The organism is Pseudomonas sp. FJ2-5-13 (assembly GCF_029201605.1).
Lineage (GTDB): Bacteria > Pseudomonadota > Gammaproteobacteria > Pseudomonadales > Pseudomonadaceae > Aquipseudomonas > Aquipseudomonas lactis.
Genome location: NZ_CP104045.1, coordinates 135,907 through 154,732 on the forward strand (window position 1 = coordinate 135,907; position 18,826 = coordinate 154,732).

Annotated in this window: 2 protein-coding genes; one reads left to right on the forward strand and one right to left on the reverse strand. The window is 57.7% G+C overall.

The window, feature by feature from the left end:
• Positions 1–75 precede the first annotated feature (75 nt).
• Positions 76–17,133 (reverse strand): retention module-containing protein, encoded by a 17,058-nt coding sequence (locus N2A98_RS00645; protein ID WP_275622877.1) that lies wholly within the window; start codon positions 17,131–17,133, stop codon positions 76–78.
• Between the two features lie 336 nt (positions 17,134–17,469).
• Here N2A98_RS00645 and N2A98_RS00650 point away from each other — a divergent pair, with 336 nt between their 5' ends.
• Positions 17,470–18,825 carry a TolC family outer membrane protein gene (locus tag N2A98_RS00650; protein ID WP_032894249.1) on the forward strand — a complete coding sequence of 452 codons (1,356 nt, stop codon included), beginning with the start codon at positions 17,470–17,472 and terminating at the stop codon, positions 18,823–18,825.
• Position 18,826 lies beyond the last annotated feature (1 nt).

Genomic DNA, 18,826 nt, shown 5'->3' on the forward strand with positions numbered 1-18,826 from the left:
TGCACCGTCCGCCAGGGCCAGCGACTCGCAGGCCAAAAAATCGGCCGCCTGGAAGGGCGGCCGATTAATCGTGTCTTAAGTGTGGTCGATCTTGATGGTCGGGTCGGCACCACTGATCAGCGAGTTGATGCTGGTGTGGGACCAGTCGTTGCCTTCCAGCTTGATCGTCACATCGGCATTGGCCAAGCCACCGGCGGCGTTGAGCTTGCCTTCACTGCTCACTTGCAGGGTCGACACGCCGTCTACCGTGGTGATCTTGAGGTAGTTGTCGATGGTGCTGTCGGTTTCACCTTTCAACAAATCGCGCAGATCAATGCGGTCGCCTTCCGAGGCTTTGAAGTCCTTGATCACATCGTTGCCGATGTCGCCAGACTTCCACACAAAGGTGTCGGCACCCGAGCCACCGATCAGGATGTCGTTGCCCTGGCCGCCAATCAACGTGTCGTTACCCGTGCCACCCAGTAGGATGTCATTGCCTTTGCCGCCATCGAGCGTGTCGTTGCCGCCTTGGCCGAACAAGATGTCATCGCCAGCGCCGCCCAACAGTGTGTCGCCGGCATCTTTGGCGCCGGAGACGTCGAAGTCCACATAGTGCTCGGTGACGTACTGGTGAACGTTAGAGGCAGTCACTGCCGAGACAGCCACGCCGGTCTTCTGTGCGACAAAGGCCTGCAGCGCGTTGTAACCCTCGCCATTGATCCCGCTGAAGCTCACCAGGTCGCCGAACAGGATGTCGTTGCCATCGCCCCCGATGACGGTGTCTGCGCCCGGCAACGTCGCCTCGGTGTGGCCGAGGATCGCGTTGGCCAGGTCCTTCGGATCGATGTTGGCCTGTGGCTTGCCATCGCTGTCGTACGGTGCCAACTGATTCAGGCTGACCCCACTGTTGAGGCCGATGGCTTCTACGCCACCTGTGGACAGACCTTTAAGCAGTGCGAACGCGCTGTTGGAGTTGAGGGTGGTGGAGTAGTCGGTATCGTAGCCGAGGCCGCCTTGCACCGATATTTCATAGGTGCCATCCCCTTGGGCGTGGATGATTCCCTTGTTGTACCCCCAGCCGTAAGACCAGAGGGTTACCTTGCCGGCAGAGTTGATATCAAGGTAGTTATTCGAATCGATGTTGATCCGGGTGGCGGTACCTATGGTGTAGTTGTTCATGGTGACGACATCATCGAGCCTGACGTTGCCGTACAAGTATGGGTTGGTCTGCTCGGACGCTTGGTAAAACGTCGGCTGACCATCGGTGATGAAGTACGTTGTATTGATAGCGCCAGTGTTGCCAGTCGCCTGGGCACTCTTGAAGAAGTTGGCCGCGGCCTTGAACTCGTCTTCGTAGTTGGTCCCGCCGGTAGACACCATGGAATCCAGGACTTTCTGCAGCGAGTCCAATGCACCTGGGTCTTTCAGGTTGACTGTCACCGTGCGATTGACCTGGTCGCTGAAATCCGCCAGGAAGATATTCACAGTGCCAGAAGTGCTGGCGCCGATACTGTTTTTCAGCGAGTTGAACGTGGTGGTCAGCGAGGTTTTTGCCGCTGCTATCGAGTCCGCACCCATACTGCCCGATGTATCGATCATGAACGCGATGTTGTAGTTCTTGCCCTGCACCACGTTCAAGCCGGCGACGTCGGCCACGACAATGTCGTTGCCATCGCTGCCATTGATGGTGTCGCTGCCCGAGGTGCCGGTGACCGAATTGTAGGTCGCTGGATGCACCGTGACGGGCAATTGCGCGGTGGTGGTCGCTGAACCGCCGATGCTCTCGGTGGAAGTCGAGGTGACCGTCAGGTTGAACTGGCCGCTGTAGTAGGTCGGCGGCTTGATGGTCAGGGTGTTCAGGTCCCAGCCGGTGACATTCACTTCGCCCACGGTTTTACCCGCGGTAAAGGTGTGCCCCGATGCGTCGGTAAGCACCGAGCCTGCCGGAATGCCGCTGATCTTTACGCTCAGGGTTTCGGAGCCGTCGGTGTCGGTCAGCGCGGTGGTGACCTTGGACAGTTTGACCGTCCCGTTCTCCTGGCCTTCGTTGAGCTTGTAGCCCACGTAGTAACCGTCACCGTTGCTGCCATGCAGGTCGGATACGGTGACGCCGGCGTTGGTCAGGTCGGTAAGGCCGGTGTACAAGGGCACGGTGCTGGTGCTCAGGTTCTGCACCGCCCCGCCGTTGATCGACAGGTTGACGTCGAAGCTGCCTGGGCCCGCCTGGTTGGCTTGGTAGATCTCAAGGCTGTAGTAACCGGTGGTCGTTGGCGTGAACGAGCCGCTGAACTTGCCGCTGTTGGTGCCCCACAAACCGCTGGCAACGTCTTTACCGCCAACGTTGACCACCACGCTGTCATCGGCGATGCCGCTGAAGGTGTAGCTCTTGCCCGCTTCCATGTAGATCAGGCCGGAGATTTTTGAGCCAGAGCCGGCGGCGACGTTGTCGACAGACTCGACGTTGGTCACCACCGAGGTGTTGTTCGGCGTGCCGGCGTTATCGATGGCTTTTTTCAGCACGTCTGGCGCAGCGCCGTTGCCGTTGTTTCCAAGGCCGGCGATGCTGTTCCAGCCCTGTTTGACCAGCCCGGTCGAGGCAACGTTGTTGTCGGCCACGCTGAGGGTCGGTGCATCGGCCACTGGCGTGATATCGACTTTCACCGTGGCGCTGGTACCCAGGTCCTTGCCATCGGTTGGCTGGAACTTGAACTGCGCGTAATCCGCCTGCTTGTTACCCACGCCAGTGCCGCCATAACCGTCGGCGCCGGACTCGTTGGCATTCGGCGTAAAGCGCAGTTGGCCGCCGTCGATCTGGGCCTTGGTAAAGGTCTGGCCGCTGGTCACGTTGGTCCAGGTGCTGCCGTCCGCCGCCAGGTATTGCAGCTTGCCGGCCACCGGCAGCTCGGTGATTTTTACCCCGAGGCTGGCTTGCGGCGAGTCCACATCGCTCACGCCGAAGTTGGCCCAGGTCAGGGCCAGGGCGGTGTCTTCCGTACCGGTCACGGCACCGCCAGTGGCCACTGGCGCATCGTTGACCGCCACCACGTTGACGGTGGTGGTGGCCACGTTGGAGTAGTTGCCGCCATCGGTCACCGTCACGGTGATGGTGCGCGGCGTGGTGCTTGGGTCGTGGCTGTTGTTGGTGAACGTGATGTTCTGGATGCGCTGCATGTAGTCAGCCAGCGTCGCGCTGCCGGACAACGTCAGGGTAATAGTGCCCGTCTGGTTGTTGGTGCTGACGCTGATGCCATTCACGCTATTGCCCAGATTGAGGGCATCACCGGCCTGTGCGTTGGTCAGCGTGACCGTCGCGCCCGTCAGCAGTGTGCTGTCTGGGTCAGTGATCTTGATATCCGTGTCGGCGATCGACACGCCCGGCCCGGCGGTACCCTCGGTAAACGTCGTCTTGTAATCAGCACCCGTGGCGCCGCTGGAGTTGTTGGCATCCAGGTCGATCACCGGCGGAGCATCGTTGTCGAGGATGTTGGTGGTGACAGTGCCTTTGTCGATCACCAGGTTCTCGAAGTTGCCTCCGGTGACCTTGTCGATGGTGATGACGATCTGTTCCGTAGGCTCGGTAATCTTGTCGTCGAGCGTGCGGATATCAAACGGCACACTGCTGGAGCCTGCCGGGATCTTCACGGTATACACGCCAGTGAAGTCCGAACCGTCAGTGGCTGTGCCGCTGTATTTGAGCGTCACGGTCACATCCGTTTGCGGCGGGTTGGTCAAGGTCAGGGTGTAGTGGGCGGTGCCACCTTCAGTGACCGAACCGTCGCCCGTAATGCTGATTTTTGTATCAGTCACTACATCCGTGACCTTGGTGACCGCGGGGCTGCCATCAACAATCAGATGCTCGTACTTGTCGCCACCGCTGACCACGCCGGTGATCTTGGCGCTGACATCATTGGCGCCGACATAGGCATCGTTCGGTGCGGTAGCCGTCGTGAAGCTGGTGGACTTGCCGCTGCCAATGGTGATGGTCGAGCCGTTATCCAGCCTTACCACCAGGTCGGAGCCCACGTTGTTCACGGCCGCGCCGTTTTTGTCGACCAGGGACGCGGTGTAGACGATCTGCCCGCCCTCGCTGACCGAGCCAGTGGCCTTGAGCACCACGGTCACGTCATCGATGGTGTCGTTGACGGTGGTCGTGGCGCCTGCAGGAGTGATGGTCACACCCTCGAAATTGCCGCCGGTGGTGCCGGTGATCTTGACGGTCTGGGTGCTCTTGTCGATGAACACGTCATCGGTAGGCGCCGGGACGGTCACCGTGCCCACGGTCTCACCTTGCTTGATGGTGATGCTCGAACCGTTGTCGAGCTGGACCAGCATGTCGCTACCGGCCTTGTTGCTCAAGGTGGCGGTGTAGGTGATCTGGCCGCCTTCGTTGACCGCGGTCGGGGCGGTCAGGGTGACGGTGGTCAGGTCGGTGGAGCCTGGTGTGTCGGTGACGGTGGTGTTCACCGCCGTCGTGCCCGGCACCAGGTTCTCGAAGTGCTCGCCGCCGGTCACGCCTTTGATGGCGGTGGTGACGGTTTGGTCGCCTTTGTAGACGTCGTTTGGCGCTACGGTGGTGATGGAACCGCTCGACTGATTCACACCGATGGTGATGGTCTTGCCGTTATCCAGGGTCACGGTCAGCGGATTGGTGATGTTGGTCACCGGTGCGCCGTTCTTATCCACAAGGCTGGCGGTGTAGACGATATTGCCGCCTTCGCCGACGGTGGTAGTGGCGGTCAGGACCACATCGACTTTGTCGATGGTGTCGTTGATCGTGGTGGTTGCGCCGTTTCCTGCCACTTCGAGTTTTTCGAAGTTGCCGCCAGTGGTTTCGGTGATCTTGACGGTCTGGGTGCTCTTATCGATAAACACGTCATCGGTAGGCGCAGGGACAGTCACGGTGCCGACGGTTTCGCCGGCCTTGATGGTGATCGACGAACCGTTATCTAACTTCAGCGTGACATCAGTGCCCGCTTTATTGGAAAGCGTTGCGGTGTACGTAATCTGCCCACCTTCGTTAACAGCGTTAGGCGCTGTCAGCGTCACAGTAGTGGTGTTGTCGGTACCTGGTGTGTCCGTGACGGTGGTATTCACCGCCGTAGTACCCGGCACTAGATTTTCAAAGTGCTCGCCGCCGGTCACGCCTTTGATAGCGGTGGTGACGGTTTGGTCGCCTTTGTAGACGTCGTTTGGCGCTACGGTGGTGATGGAACCGCTCGACTGATTCACACCGATGGTGATGGTCTTGCCGTTATCCAGGGTCACGGTCAGCGGATTGGTGATGTTGGTCACCGGTGCGCCGTTCTTATCCACAAGGCTGGCGGTGTAGACGATGTTGCCGCCTTCGCCGACGGTGGTAGTGGCGGTCAGGACCACATCGACTTTGTCGATAGTGTCGTTGATCGTAGTGGTCGCGCCGCTGCCTGCAACTTCCAGTTTTTCGAAGTTGCCGCCCGAAGCGTCGGTGATCTTGACGGTCTGAGTGCTCTTATCGATGAACACGTCATCGGTAGGCGCAGGCACGGTCACAGTACCGACGGTCTCGCCAGCTTTGATAGTGATCGACGAGCCGTTATCCAGCTTCAAGGTGACGTCAGTACCGGCCTTGTTGCTCAAGGTCGCGGTGTAGGTGATCTGGCCGCCTTCGTTAACGGCACTTGGCGCAGTCAGCGTAACCGTGGTGGTGTTATCGGTGCCCGGTGTGTCCGTAACGGTGGTGTTAACCGGGGTAGTACCTGGAACCAGATTTTCAAAGTGCTCGCCGCCGGTCACGCCTTTGATGGCGGTAGTGACGGTCTGGTCGCCTTTGTAGACATCGTCTGGCGCGATGGTGGTGATAGAACCGCTCGACTGGTTTACGCCAATAGTGATGGTCTGGCCGTTATCCAAAGTCACGGTCAGCGGATTGGTGATGTTGGTCACCGGTGCGCCGTTCTTATCCACAAGGCTGGCGGTGTAGACGATGTTGCCGCCTTCGCCGACGGTGGTAGTGGCGGTCAGGACCACATCGACTTTGTCGATGGTGTCGTTGATCGTGGTGGTTGCGCCGTTTCCTGCCACTTCGAGTTTTTCGAAGTTGCCGCCAGTGGTTTCGGTGATCTTGACCGTCTGAGTGCTCTTATCGATGAACACGTCATCGGTAGGCGCAGGCACGGTCACAGTGCCGACGGTCTCGCCAGCTTTGATAGTGATCGAAGAGCCGTTATCCAGCTTCAAGGTGACGTCAGTACCGGCCTTGTTGCTCAAGGTCGCGGTGTAGGTGATCTGACCACCTTCGTTAACGGCACTTGGCGCTGTCAGCGTAACGGTGGTGGTGTTATCGGTACCCGGTGTGTCCGTAACGGTCGTGTTCACCGCGGTAGTGCCAGGGACCAGATTCTCGAAATGCTCGCCGCCGGTTACGCCTTTGATTGCGGTGGTGACGGTTTGATCGCCTTTATAGACATCATCCGGAGCAAGAACCGAAACGCTACCGCTCGATTGGTTTACGCCGATGGTGATGGTCTTGCCGTTATCCAGAGTCACGGTGAGCGGATTGGTGATGTTAGTCACCGGCGCGCCGTTTTTATCCACAAGGCTGGCGGTGTAGACGATGTTGCCGCCTTCGCCAACGGTGGTGGTCGCGGTCAGGACCACATCGACTTTGTCGATGGTGTCGTTGATCGTGGTCGTTGCGCCGTTGCCTGCCACTTCCAGTTTTTCGAAGTTGCCGCCAGTGGTTTCGGTGATCTTGACCGTCTGAGTGCTCTTATCGATGAACACGTCATCGGTAGGCGCAGGCACGGTCACAGTGCCGACGGTCTCGCCAGCTTTGATAGTGATCGAAGAGCCGTTATCCAGCTTCAAGGTGACGTCAGTACCGGCCTTGTTGCTCAAGGTCGCGGTGTAGGTGATCTGGCCACCTTCGTTAACGGCACTTGGCGCTGTCAGCGTCACAGTGGTGGTGTTGTCGGTACCGGGAGTATCGGTGACAGTGGTGTTCACTGCCGTAGTGCCAGGCACCAGGTTCTCGAAATGCTCGCCGCCGGTCACGCCTTTGATGGCGGTGGTAACGGTTTGATCGCCCTTATAGACATCATCCGGAGCAAGAACCGAAACGCTACCGCTCGATTGGTTTACGCCGATGGTGATGGTCTTGCCGTTATCCAGAGTCACGGTGAGCGGATTGGTGATGTTAGTCACCGGTGCGCCGTTCTTATCCACAAGGCTGGCGGTGTAGACGATGTTGCCGCCTTCGCCGACGGTAGTGGTAGCAGTTAGAACTACATCCACCTTGTCGATGGTGTCGTTGATCGTGGTCGTTGCGCCGTTACCTGCGACTTCGAGTTTTTCGAAGTTGCCGCCGGAAGCGTCAGTAATCTTGACGGTCTGGGTACTCTTATCGATGAACACGTCATCGCTTGGAGCGGGCACAGTCACAGTGCCAACAGTGTCGCCAGCCTTGATGGTGATCGAAGAACCGTTGTCGAGTTTCAGCGTTACGTCAGTGCCCGCTTTGTTGGAAAGCGTGGCGGTGTACGTGATCTGCCCACCTTCGTTTGCCTCGGCCGGAGCGGTCAGCGTCACCGTAGTGGTGTTGTCAGTGCCTGGTGTATCCGTAACGGTGGTATTAACCGGGGTAGTACCTGGAACCAGATTTTCAAAGTGCTCGCCGCCGGTCACGCCTTTGATGGCGGTAGTGACGGTCTGGTCGCCTTTGTAGACATCGTCTGGCGCGATGGTGGTGATAGAACCGCTCGACTGGTTTACGCCAATAGTGATGGTCTGGCCGTTATCCAATGTCACGGTCAGCGGATTGGTGATGTTGGTCACCGGTGCGCCGTTCTTATCCACAAGGCTGGCGGTGTAAACGATGTTACCGCCTTCGCCGACGGTGGTAGTGGCGGTCAGGACCACATCAACTTTGTCGATGGTGTCGTTGATCGTAGTGGTCGCGCCGCTGCCTGCAACTTCCAGTTTTTCGAAGTTGCCGCCCGAAGCGTCGGTGATCTTGACGGTCTGAGTGCTCTTATCGATGAACACGTCATCGGTAGGCGCAGGCACGGTCACAGTACCGACGGTCTCGCCAGCTTTGATAGTGATCGACGAGCCGTTATCCAGCTTCAAGGTGACGTCAGTACCGGCCTTGTTGCTCAAGGTCGCGGTGTAGGTGATCTGGCTGCCTTCGTTAACGGCACTTGGCGCAGTCAAGGTGACAGTCGTGGTGTTGTCGGTACCCGGGGTGTCCGTAACGGTGGTGTTCACCGCGGTAGTACCCGGAACTAGATTTTCAAAGTGCTCGCCACCGGTCACACCCTTGATAGCGGTGGTGACGGTTTGGTCGCCCTTGTACACGTCATCAGGAGCAAGAACCGAAACGCTACCGCTCGATTGGTTTACGCCAATGGTGATGGTCTGGCCATTATCCAAGGTGACGGTCAACGGATTGGTGATGTTAGTCACCGCTGCGCCGTTTTTATCCACAAGGCTGGCGGTGTAGACGATATTGCCGCCTTCGCCGACGGTGGTAGTAGCGGTCAGGACCACATCTACCTTGTCGATGGTGTCATTGATCGTGGTCGTTGCGCCGTTGCCTGCAACTTCCAATTTTTCGAAGTTGCCGCCCGAAGCGTCGGTGATCTTGACGGTCTGAGTGCTCTTATCGATGAACACGTCATCGGTAGGCGCAGGCACGGTCACAGTGCCGACGGTCTCGCCAGCTTTGATGGTGATCGACGAGCCGTTATCCAGCTTCAAGGTGACGTCAGTACCGGCCTTGTTGCTCAAGGTCGCGGTGTAGGTGATCTGGCTGCCTTCGTTAACGGCACTTGGCGCAGTCAAGGTGACAGTCGTGGTGTTGTCGGTACCCGGGGTGTCCGTAACGGTGGTGTTCACCGCGGTAGTACCCGGAACTAGATTTTCAAAGTGCTCGCCACCGGTCACACCCTTGATAGCGGTGGTGACGGTTTGGTCGCCCTTGTACACGTCATCAGGAGCAAGAACCGAAACGCTATCGCTCGATTGGTTTACGCCAATGGTGATGGTCTGGCCATTATCCAAGGTGACGGTCAACGGATTGGTGATGTTAGTCACCGCTGCGCCGTTTTTATCCACAAGGCTGGCGGTGTAGACGATATTGCCGCCTTCGCCGACGGTGGTAGTAGCGGTCAGGACCACATCTACCTTGTCGATGGTGTCATTGATCGTGGTCGTTGCGCCGTTGCCTGCAACTTCCAATTTTTCGAAGTTGCCGCCCGAAGCGTCGGTGATCTTGACGGTCTGAGTGCTCTTATCGATGAACACGTCATCGGTAGGCGCAGGCACGGTCACGGTGCCAACAGTGTCTCCAGCCTTGATGGTGATGCTTGAACCATTGTCGAGTTTCAGCGTGACGTCGGTGCCGGCCTTATTGCTCAAGGTCGCGGTGTACGTGATCTGGCCGCCTTCGTTAACGACACTTGGCGCTGTCAGCGTCACGGTGGTGGTGTTATCGGTACCCGGTGTGTCCGTAACGGTGGTGTTCACCGCGGTAGTGCCCGGCACCAGGTTCTCGAAATGCTCGCCGCCGGTTACGCCTTTGATAGCAGTAGTGACGGTCTGGTCGCCTTTGTAAACATCATCAGGAGCAAGAACCGAAACGGTACCGCTCGATTGGTTTACGCCAATGGTGATGGTCTGGCCGTTATCGAGGGTGACGGTCAGCGGATTGGTGATGTTAGTCACCGGTGCGCCGTTCTTATCCACAAGGCTGGCGGTGTAGACGATGTTGCCGCCTTCGCCGACGGTAGTGGTAGCAGTTAGAACTACATCCACCTTGTCGATGGTGTCGTTGATCGTGGTCGTTGCGCCGTTACCTGCGACTTCGAGTTTTTCGAAGTTGCCGCCGGAAGCGTCAGTAATCTTGACGGTCTGGGTACTCTTATCGATGAACACGTCATCGCTTGGAGCGGGCACAGTCACAGTGCCAACAGTGTCGCCAGCCTTGATGGTGATCGAAGAACCGTTGTCGAGTTTCAGCGTTACGTCAGTGCCCGCTTTGTTGGAAAGCGTGGCGGTGTACGTGATCTGCCCACCTTCGTTTGCCTCGGCCGGAGCGGTCAGCGTCACCGTAGTGGTGTTGTCAGTGCCTGGTGTATCCGTAACGGTGGTATTAACCGGGGTAGTACCTGGAACCAGATTTTCAAAGTGCTCGCCGCCGGTCACGCCTTTGATGGCGGTAGTGACGGTCTGGTCGCCTTTGTAGACATCGTCTGGCGCGATGGTGGTGATAGAACCGCTCGACTGGTTTACGCCAATAGTGATGGTCTGGCCGTTATCCAATGTCACGGTCAGCGGGTTGGTGATGTTGGTCACCGGTGCGCCGTTTTTATCCACAAGGCTGGCGGTGTAGACGATATTGCCGCCTTCGCCAACGGTGGTGGTAGCAGTTAGAACTACATCCACCTTGTCGATGGTGTCGTTGATCGTGGTGGTTGCGCCATTACCTGCGACTTCCAGTTTTTCGAAGTTGCCACCAGTGGTCTCGGTGATCTGAACGGTCTGCGTGCTCTTATCGATAAACACGTCATCGGTAGGCGCAGGCACGGTCACAGTGCCAACGGTGTCGCCAGCCTTGATGGTGATGCTTGAACCGTTGTCGAGTTTCAGCGTTACGTCAGTGCCCGCTTTGTTGGAAAGCGTGGCGGTGTACGTGATCTGCCCACCTTCGTTTGCCTCGGCCGGAGCGGTCAGCGTCACCGTAGTGGTGTTGTCAGTGCCTGGTGTATCCGTAACGGTGGTATTAACCGAGGTAGTACCTGGAACCAGATTTTCAAAGTGCTCGCCGCCGGTCACGCCTTTGATGGCGGTAGTGACGGTCTGGTCGCCTTTGTAGACATCGTCTGGCGCGATGGTGGTGATAGAACCGCTCGACTGGTTTACGCCAATGGTGATGGTCTGGCCGTTATCCAAGGTGACGGTCAGCGGATTGGTGATGTTGGTCACCGGCGCGCCGTTTTTATCCACAAGGCTGGCGGTGTAAACGATATTGCCGCCTTCGCCGACGGTAGTGGTAGCAGTTAGAACTACATCCACCTTGTCGATGGTGTCGTTGATCGTGGTGGTTGCGCCATTACCTGCGACTTCCAGTTTTTCGAAGTTGCCACCAGTGGTCTCGGTGATCTGAACGGTCTGCGTGCTCTTATCGATAAACACGTCATCGGTAGGCGCAGGCACGGTCACAGTACCAACAGTGTCGCCGGCCTTGATGGTGATGCTTGAACCGTTGTCGAGTTTCAGTGTTACGTCAGTGCCCGCTTTGTTGGAAAGCGTGGCGGTGTACGTAATCTGCCCACCTTCGTTCGCCTCGGTCGGCGCTGTCAGCGTAACGGTGGTGGTGTTATCGGTGCTCGGTGTATCGGTAACGGTGGTGTTCACCGCTGTAGTGCCAGGGACCAGATTTTCGAAGTGCTCGCCACCTGTGACACCTTTGATGGCGGTGGTGACGGTCTGGTCGCCCTTGTACACATCATCAGGAGCAAGAACCGAAACGCTACCGCTAGTCTGGTTTACGCCGATGGTGATGGTCTGGCCGTTATCCAAGGTGACGGTCAACGGGTTGGTGATGTTAGTCACCGGCGCACCGTTTTTATCCACAAGGCTAGCGGTGTAGACGATGTTGCCGCCTTCGCCAACGGTGGTGGTAGCAGTTAGAACTACATCCACCTTGTCGATGGTGTCGTTGATCGTGGTCGTTGCGCCGGAGCCTGCCACTTCGAGTTTTTCGAAGTTGCCGCCGGAAGCGTCGGTGATCTTGACGGTCTGAGTGCTCTTATCGATGAACACGTCATCGCTAGGAGCGGGCACGGTTACGGTGCCAACCGTGTCGCCAGCCTTGATGGTGATCGAAGAGCCGTTATCCAACTTCAGCGTGACGTCGGTACCGGCCTTATTGCTCAAGGTCGCGGTATAGGTGATCTGGCCACCCTCATTCGCCTCCGTCGGCGCTGTCAGCGTAACGGTGGTGGTGTTATCGGTGCTCGGTGTATCGGTAACGGTGGTGTTAACCGGGGTAGTACCTGGAACCAGATTTTCGAAGTGCTCGCCGCCGGTAACACCCTTGATAGCGGTGGTGACGGTTTGATCGCCTTTATAGACATCATCAGGAGCAAGAACCGAAACGCTACCGCTAGTCTGGTTTACGCCAATGGTGATGGTCTGGCCGTTATCCAAGGTGACGGTCAACGGGTTGGTGATGTTAGTCACCGGCGCACCGTTTTTATCCACAAGGCTGGCGGTGTAGACGATGTTGCCGCCTTCACCAACGGTGGTGGTGGCCGTCAGGACCACATCAACTTTGTCGATCGTGTCGTTGATGGTGGTGGTTGCGCCGTTGCCTGCCACTTCGAGTTTTTCGAAGTTGCCGCCGGAAGCGTCGGTGATCTTGACGGTCTGAGTGCTCTTATCGATGAACACGTCATCGGTAGGGGCGGGCACGGTCACAGTGCCAACAGTGTCGCCGGCCTTGATGGTGATGCTTGAACCGTTGTCGAGTTTCAGTGTTACGTCAGTGCCCGCTTTGTTGGAAAGCGTGGCGGTGTACGTAATCTGCCCACCTTCGTTCGCCTCGGTCGGCGCTGTCAGCGTAACGGTGGTGGTGTTATCGGTGCTCGATGTATCGGTAACGGTGGTGTTCACCGCTGTAGTGCCAGGGACCAGATTTTCGAAGTGCTCGCCACCTGTGACACCTTTGATGGCGGTGGTGACGGTCTGGTCGCCCTTGTACACATCATCAGGAGCAAGAACCGAAACGCTACCGCTAGTCTGGTTTACGCCAATGGTGATGGTCTGGCCGTTATCCAAGGTGACGGTCAACGGGTTGGTGATGTTAGTCACCGGCGCACCGTTTTTATCCACAAGGCTGGCGGTGTAGACGATGTTGCCGCCTTCACCAACGGTGGTGGTAGCAGTTAAAACTACATCCACCTTGTCGATGGTGTCGTTGATCGTAGTCGTTGCGCCGCTGCCTGCAACTTCCAGTTTTTCGAAGTTACCGCCCGAAGCGTCGGTGATCTTGACGGTCTGAGTGCTCTTATCTATGAACACGTCATCGGTAGGCGCAGGCACGGTCACAGTGCCAACGGTCTCGCCAGCTTTGATAGTGATCGAAGAGCCGTTATCCAGCTTCAAGGTGACGTCGGTACCGGCCTTGTTGCTCAAGGTCGCGGTGTAGGTGATCTGACCACCTTCGCTCGCTTCGGTTGGAGCCGTCAGCGTCACAGTAGTGGTGTTATCGGTACCCGGTGTATCAGTCACAGTTGTGGTGACGTTATCGGTACCTGGGACCAGATTCTCAAAGTGCTCGCCGCCGGTCACGCCTTTGATAGCGGTGGTGACAGTTTGATCGCCTTTGTACACATCATCCGGCGCGATGGTGGTGATAGAGCCGCTCGACTGATTCACACCGATGGTGATGGTCTTGCCGTTATCCAAAGTCACGGTCAACGGATTGGTGATGTTAGTCACCGGCGCACCGTTTTTATCCACAAGGCTGGCGGTGTAGACGATATTGCCGCCTTCGCCAACGGTGGTAGTGGCGGTCAGAACTACATCAACCTTGTCGATGGTGTCGTTGATCGTAGTGGTCGCGCCGCTGCCGGCAACTTCGAGTTTTTCGAAGTTGCCGCCGATAGTTTCGGTGATTTGGACAGTCTGGGTGCTCTTATCGATGAACACGTCATCGGTAGACGCAGGCACGGTTACGGTGCCAACGGTTTCGCCAGCTTTGATAGTGATCGAAGAGCCGTTATCCAGCTTCAAGGTGACGTCAGTACCGGCCTTGTTGCTCAAGGTCGCGGTGTAGGTGATCTGACCACCTTCGCTCGCTTCGGTTGGAGCCGTCAGCGTCACGGTAGTGGTGTTATCGGTACTCGGTGTATCAGTCACAGTTGTGGTGACGTTATCGGTACCTGGGACCAGATTCTCAAAGTGCTCGCCGCCGGTCACGCCTTTGATAGCAGTAGTGACGGTCTGATCGCCTTTATAGACATCATCAGGAGCAAGAACCGAAACGCTACCGTTAGTCTGGTTTACGCCAATGGTGATGGTCTGGCCGTTATCCAAGGTGACGGTCAACGGGTTGGTGATGTTGGTCACCGGTGCGCCGTTTTTATCCACAAGGCTGGCGGTGTAAACGATATTGCCGCCTTCGCCAACAGTGTTGGTGGCCGTCAGAACCACATCGACTTTGTCGATGGTGTCGTTGATCGTCGTGGTTGCGCCATTACCTGCAACTTCCAGTTTTTCGAAGTTGCCGCCGATGGTTTCGGTGATCTGGACGGTCTGGGTGCTCTTGTCGATGAACACGTCATCGGTAGGCGCCGGCACGGTTACGGTGCCAACGGTTTCGCCAGCTTTGATAGTGATCGAAGAGCCGTTATCCAGCTTCAAGGTGACGTCAGTACCGGCCTTGTTGCTCAAGGTCGCGGTGTAGGTGATCTGACCACCTTCGCTCGCTTCGGTCGGAGCGGTCAGCGTCACCGTAGTGGTGTTGTCAGTGCCTGGTGTATCCGTAACGGTGGTATTAACCGGGGTAGTACCAGGAACCAAGTTCTCGAAATGCTCGCCACCGGTCACACCCTTGATAGCAGCAGTGACGGTCTGATCGCCTTTATAAATATCGTCTGGCGCCACGGTAGTAACGGTGCCGCTAGATTGGTTAACACCGATAGTAATGGTCTGACCGTTATCCAAAGTCACGGTCAACGGGTTGGTGATGTTAGTCACCGGCGCGCCGTTCTTATCCACAAGGCTGGCGGTGTAGACGATATTGCCGCCTTCACCAACGGTAGTGGTCGCCGTCAACACCACATCAACCTTGTCGAGGGTGTCGTTGATCGTGGTGGTTGCGCCATTGCCTGCAACTTCCAATTTCTCGAAGTTGCCGCCAGAGGTCTCAGTGATCTGGACGGTCTGCGTGCTCTTATCGATGAATACGTCATCGGTAGGCGCAGGGACAGTTACGGTGCCAACGGTCTCGCCAGCCTTGATGGTGATCGAGGAACCGTTATCCAACTTCAGCGTGACATCAGTGCCCGCTTTGTTGGAAAGCGTGGCGGTATACGTAACCTGCCCACCTTCGTTCGCCTCGGTTGGCGCTGTCAGCGTCACAGTGGTGGTGTCGATCGAATCGGTAATGGTGGTAATCGCTGGCGTGGTGCTCGGCACCAAGCTCTCGAAATTGCCGCCAGTCGCGCTCGCAATCGTCGTACTGACGGTGCTGCCGTTGACGTAGACGTCATTAGCCGGCGTATCAACTACAACACTGCCTGTCGACTCACCGGCCTTGATGGTGATCACCGAGCCATTGCTCAAGGTGACGTTCACCGGGGTCTGCGCCGGGTTGGTCAAGGTGGCGGTGTAGGTGATCTGACCGCCTTCGGTCACGGTCGAACCAGCGGTCAGAGTGACCGTGGTGGTGTCGATCGAATCGGTAATGGTGGTGACCGCAGGCGTGGTATTCGGCACCAGGTTCTCGAAGTTACCGCCCGTTGCACCAGTGATGGTGGTGCTGACCGTCGAACCGTTGTTGTAGACGTCGTTAGCCGGCGTATCAACGACAACACTGCCTGTCGATTCGCCGGCCTTGATGGTGATCACCGAGCCATTGCTCAAGGTGACGTTCACCGGGGTCTGCGCCGGGTTGGTCAGCGTGGCGGTGTAGGTGATCTGGCCGCCTTCGGTCACGGTCGAACCAGCGGTCAGGGTGACCGTGGTGGTGTCGATCGAATCGGTAATGGTAGTAACCGCAGGCGTGGTATTCGGTACCAGGTTCTCGAAGTTACCACCCGTTGCACCAGTGATGGTGGTGCTGACGGTAGAGCCATTGTTGTAGACATCGTTAGCCGGTGTATCAACCACAACGCTGCCTGTCGACTCACCGGCCTTGATGGTGATCACCGAGCCGTTGCTCAAGGTGACGTTAACCGGGGTCTGCGCCGGGTTGGTCAAGGTGGCGGTGTAGGTGATCTGGCCACCTTCGGTGACGGTCGAACCAGCGGTCAGAGTCACCGTGGTGGTGTCGATCGAATCGGTAATGGTGGTGACCGCAGGCGTGGTATTCGGTACCAGGTTCTCGAAGTTGCCGCCCGTTGCGCCGGTGATGGTGGTGCTGACCGTCGACCCATTGTTGTAGACGTCGTTAGCTGGCGTATCAACGACAACGGTACCCGTCGACTCACCGGCCTTGATGGTGATCACCGAGCCATTGCTCAAGGTGATGTTCACCGGTGTCTGCGCTGGGTTGGTCAGGGTGGCGGTATAGGTGATCTGGCCGCCTTCGGTCACGGTCGAACCAGCGGTCAGGGTGACCGTGGTGGTGTCGATGGTGTCGGTGATCTGCGTCACGGCCGGGTTAGGGTCGATGGTCAATACCAGGTTGCCGCCGCCGCTGGTGCCGGTAACGCCCACGCTGATCTGGCTCGGGTCGTTGTAGGGGGTGTCGTTAGGGGCCAGGGGAACGTTGACCGTACCGGTCAGTTGGCCGGACGGGATGGTGATCACCGCGCCATTGGACAAGGTGACGGTCAGATCGCTGGTGGAAGGCCGGGTCACGGTGGCGGTGTAGGTCAGCACGCCGCCCGCTTCGGTGATGGTTGGCGTCGCGCTCAGGGTCAAGGTCGAAGGCTGCAGCACTTGGTTGCCCGAGTCCGCCGAGCCTGGTGCTCCGCTCAGGGCGTTGAGTGCTGAAGTGCCTTGGCCGATAGGGGCGGTGGGGAAGCCGATGGTCGGGTCTACACGGCCGGCGGTCGCATCCAGCACCACAAAGCTGTGGCCACCCCCGGCGGCACCGTTACCGGCAGCGTTTGCGCCAGCTGCGGTGGCTTCCAGGTCGGTGGTCGGGTCAGCGCCGGCGGCGATGGCTTGTTGCAACTCGGCCACCGATGGCGCGGCTTGCTCGCTGGCCGCCGCCAGGTCGGTGGTGGAGTCCGGCATATCGGCGCTCCACTGGGTGTCACGGCCCAGGTCCAAGATGCGACCGTCGGCCAGCTCCAGGCTCACGGCGCCCGACATACCGGTGTCGATCTGGTCGCCCGCGAACAAGCGATCACCTTCAATGAGGACGCGGCGAGCACCTTCCGGAGAAATTACGAAAACTTGACCAACAATGCTTTTGACGGTGGCAACAACACTGCTCATTAAAATTTTCTCCGGCGATCCGTTTCGACAAATCCATTTCGCAGCGCGCTATTAGCGCTGCCAATCTGGGGGCGTAGTCTATAAATGCATTGACGTCAAATATTTGGCTGGATTTTTTAGCTATCTAGTTTGTGCCAAACTATTGACCTTATGGTCGCCATCCTAAACAATCGCCCTAGTAATGTCACATTGATATTTATGCGGCGAACCGTCCTACATGTGTGAAGCAGTTCCGCTTTTTGAACTTTCCGACGTACGGTCATTACGGTAGCCATTATCCGACGCAGCGGTGCCAATCGCTGTGATTTAAGACAAGAAGTCTTGGGGAAATTTTAAATGCGTCTGCACCTGTTCAAGGCAATACCGTTCGCTCTCGCCGCCAGTTTCGTACAAGCCCAGACACTGCCCCAAGCCATGCAACAGGCATTGGACGTACACCCGGAAATTCAGGCGGGTGTTAACAGCCGCATCGCCGCCGATTACCAATTGCGCGCCGCACAAGGTGGCTACCTGCCGCGTGTCGACTTGAACGCCGGTTACGGCCGCCAAGGAACCGACAACGCCACCACCCGCGCCAACAACCCTGGCGGCAATCACTGGGACACGCTTAACCGCGGCGAATCCAGCCTGCGCCTGCAGCAAATGATTTTTGACGGTTTTGCTACCTCCAGCGAAGTCGGGCGTCAACAAGCCAACGTTAATTCCCGCGCTTACTCCTTGCTGGGGACTTCCGAGCGCACTGCGCTGACCGTTGCCCAGGTTTACCTGGAAGTATTGACCCGCCGTGAGTTCGTGCGCCTGGCCGAAGACAACCTGCGCAACCACGAGCGCATCTACGATCAGATCAAGTTGCGCACCCAGCGTGGCGTCGGCAACGGTGCCGACCAGGACCAGGCCGAAGCGCGCCTGGCTCAGGCCCGCAACAACTTGATCACCGAGCAGACCAACCTGGCCGACGCGCAGGTCAACTACCTCAGCGCCGTCGGCCAGATGCCCGACGAACTCGAGCGTCCGGCCCCGTTCATGGCCATGCTGCCAGCCGACCTGAACGAAGCGCGCCGTCAGATGCTCGACAACAGCCCGGTGCTGCGTTCGGCCGAGTCGGATATCTCTGCCGCCGAGAAGCAGTACGACGCTGCCAAATCCACGTTCTATCCGCGCTTTGACGCTGAACTGGGCACCAACGCCGACAACAACGTCTCCGGTGATCCCAACCACAGCAATGGCTGGGAAGCCATGGTGCGCATGCGCTTCAACCTGTTCGCCGGTGGCAGCAACAAGGCCGACCTGCAATCGAAGTCCTACCAGGCCAACCAGGCGCTCGACATCCGCAACAACGCCTTGCGCCAACTCAATGAAGAGCTAGGCTTGGCTTGGAACGCCCTGAACAACGCTAACGCGCAATTGCCGGTCGCCCAGCAGTACGTGGATCACAGCACCCGCGTACGCACGTCCTACCAGCAACAGTTCAGCCTTGGTCAACGTACTCTGTTGGATTTGCTCGACAGCGAGAATGAATTGTTCACTGCTTCCCGCCGCCTGGAAGAAATCAAGAACATTCAGTTATTTACTCAGTACCGAATCAAGGCGACCATGGGCGAATTGCTCAAGAGCCAGGGAGTGGTTGCACCAATGGCCTCCGTCGTGCAGAACGACGTGAAACCTAAAGTCCAACTGCCTGGGATGAATTGAG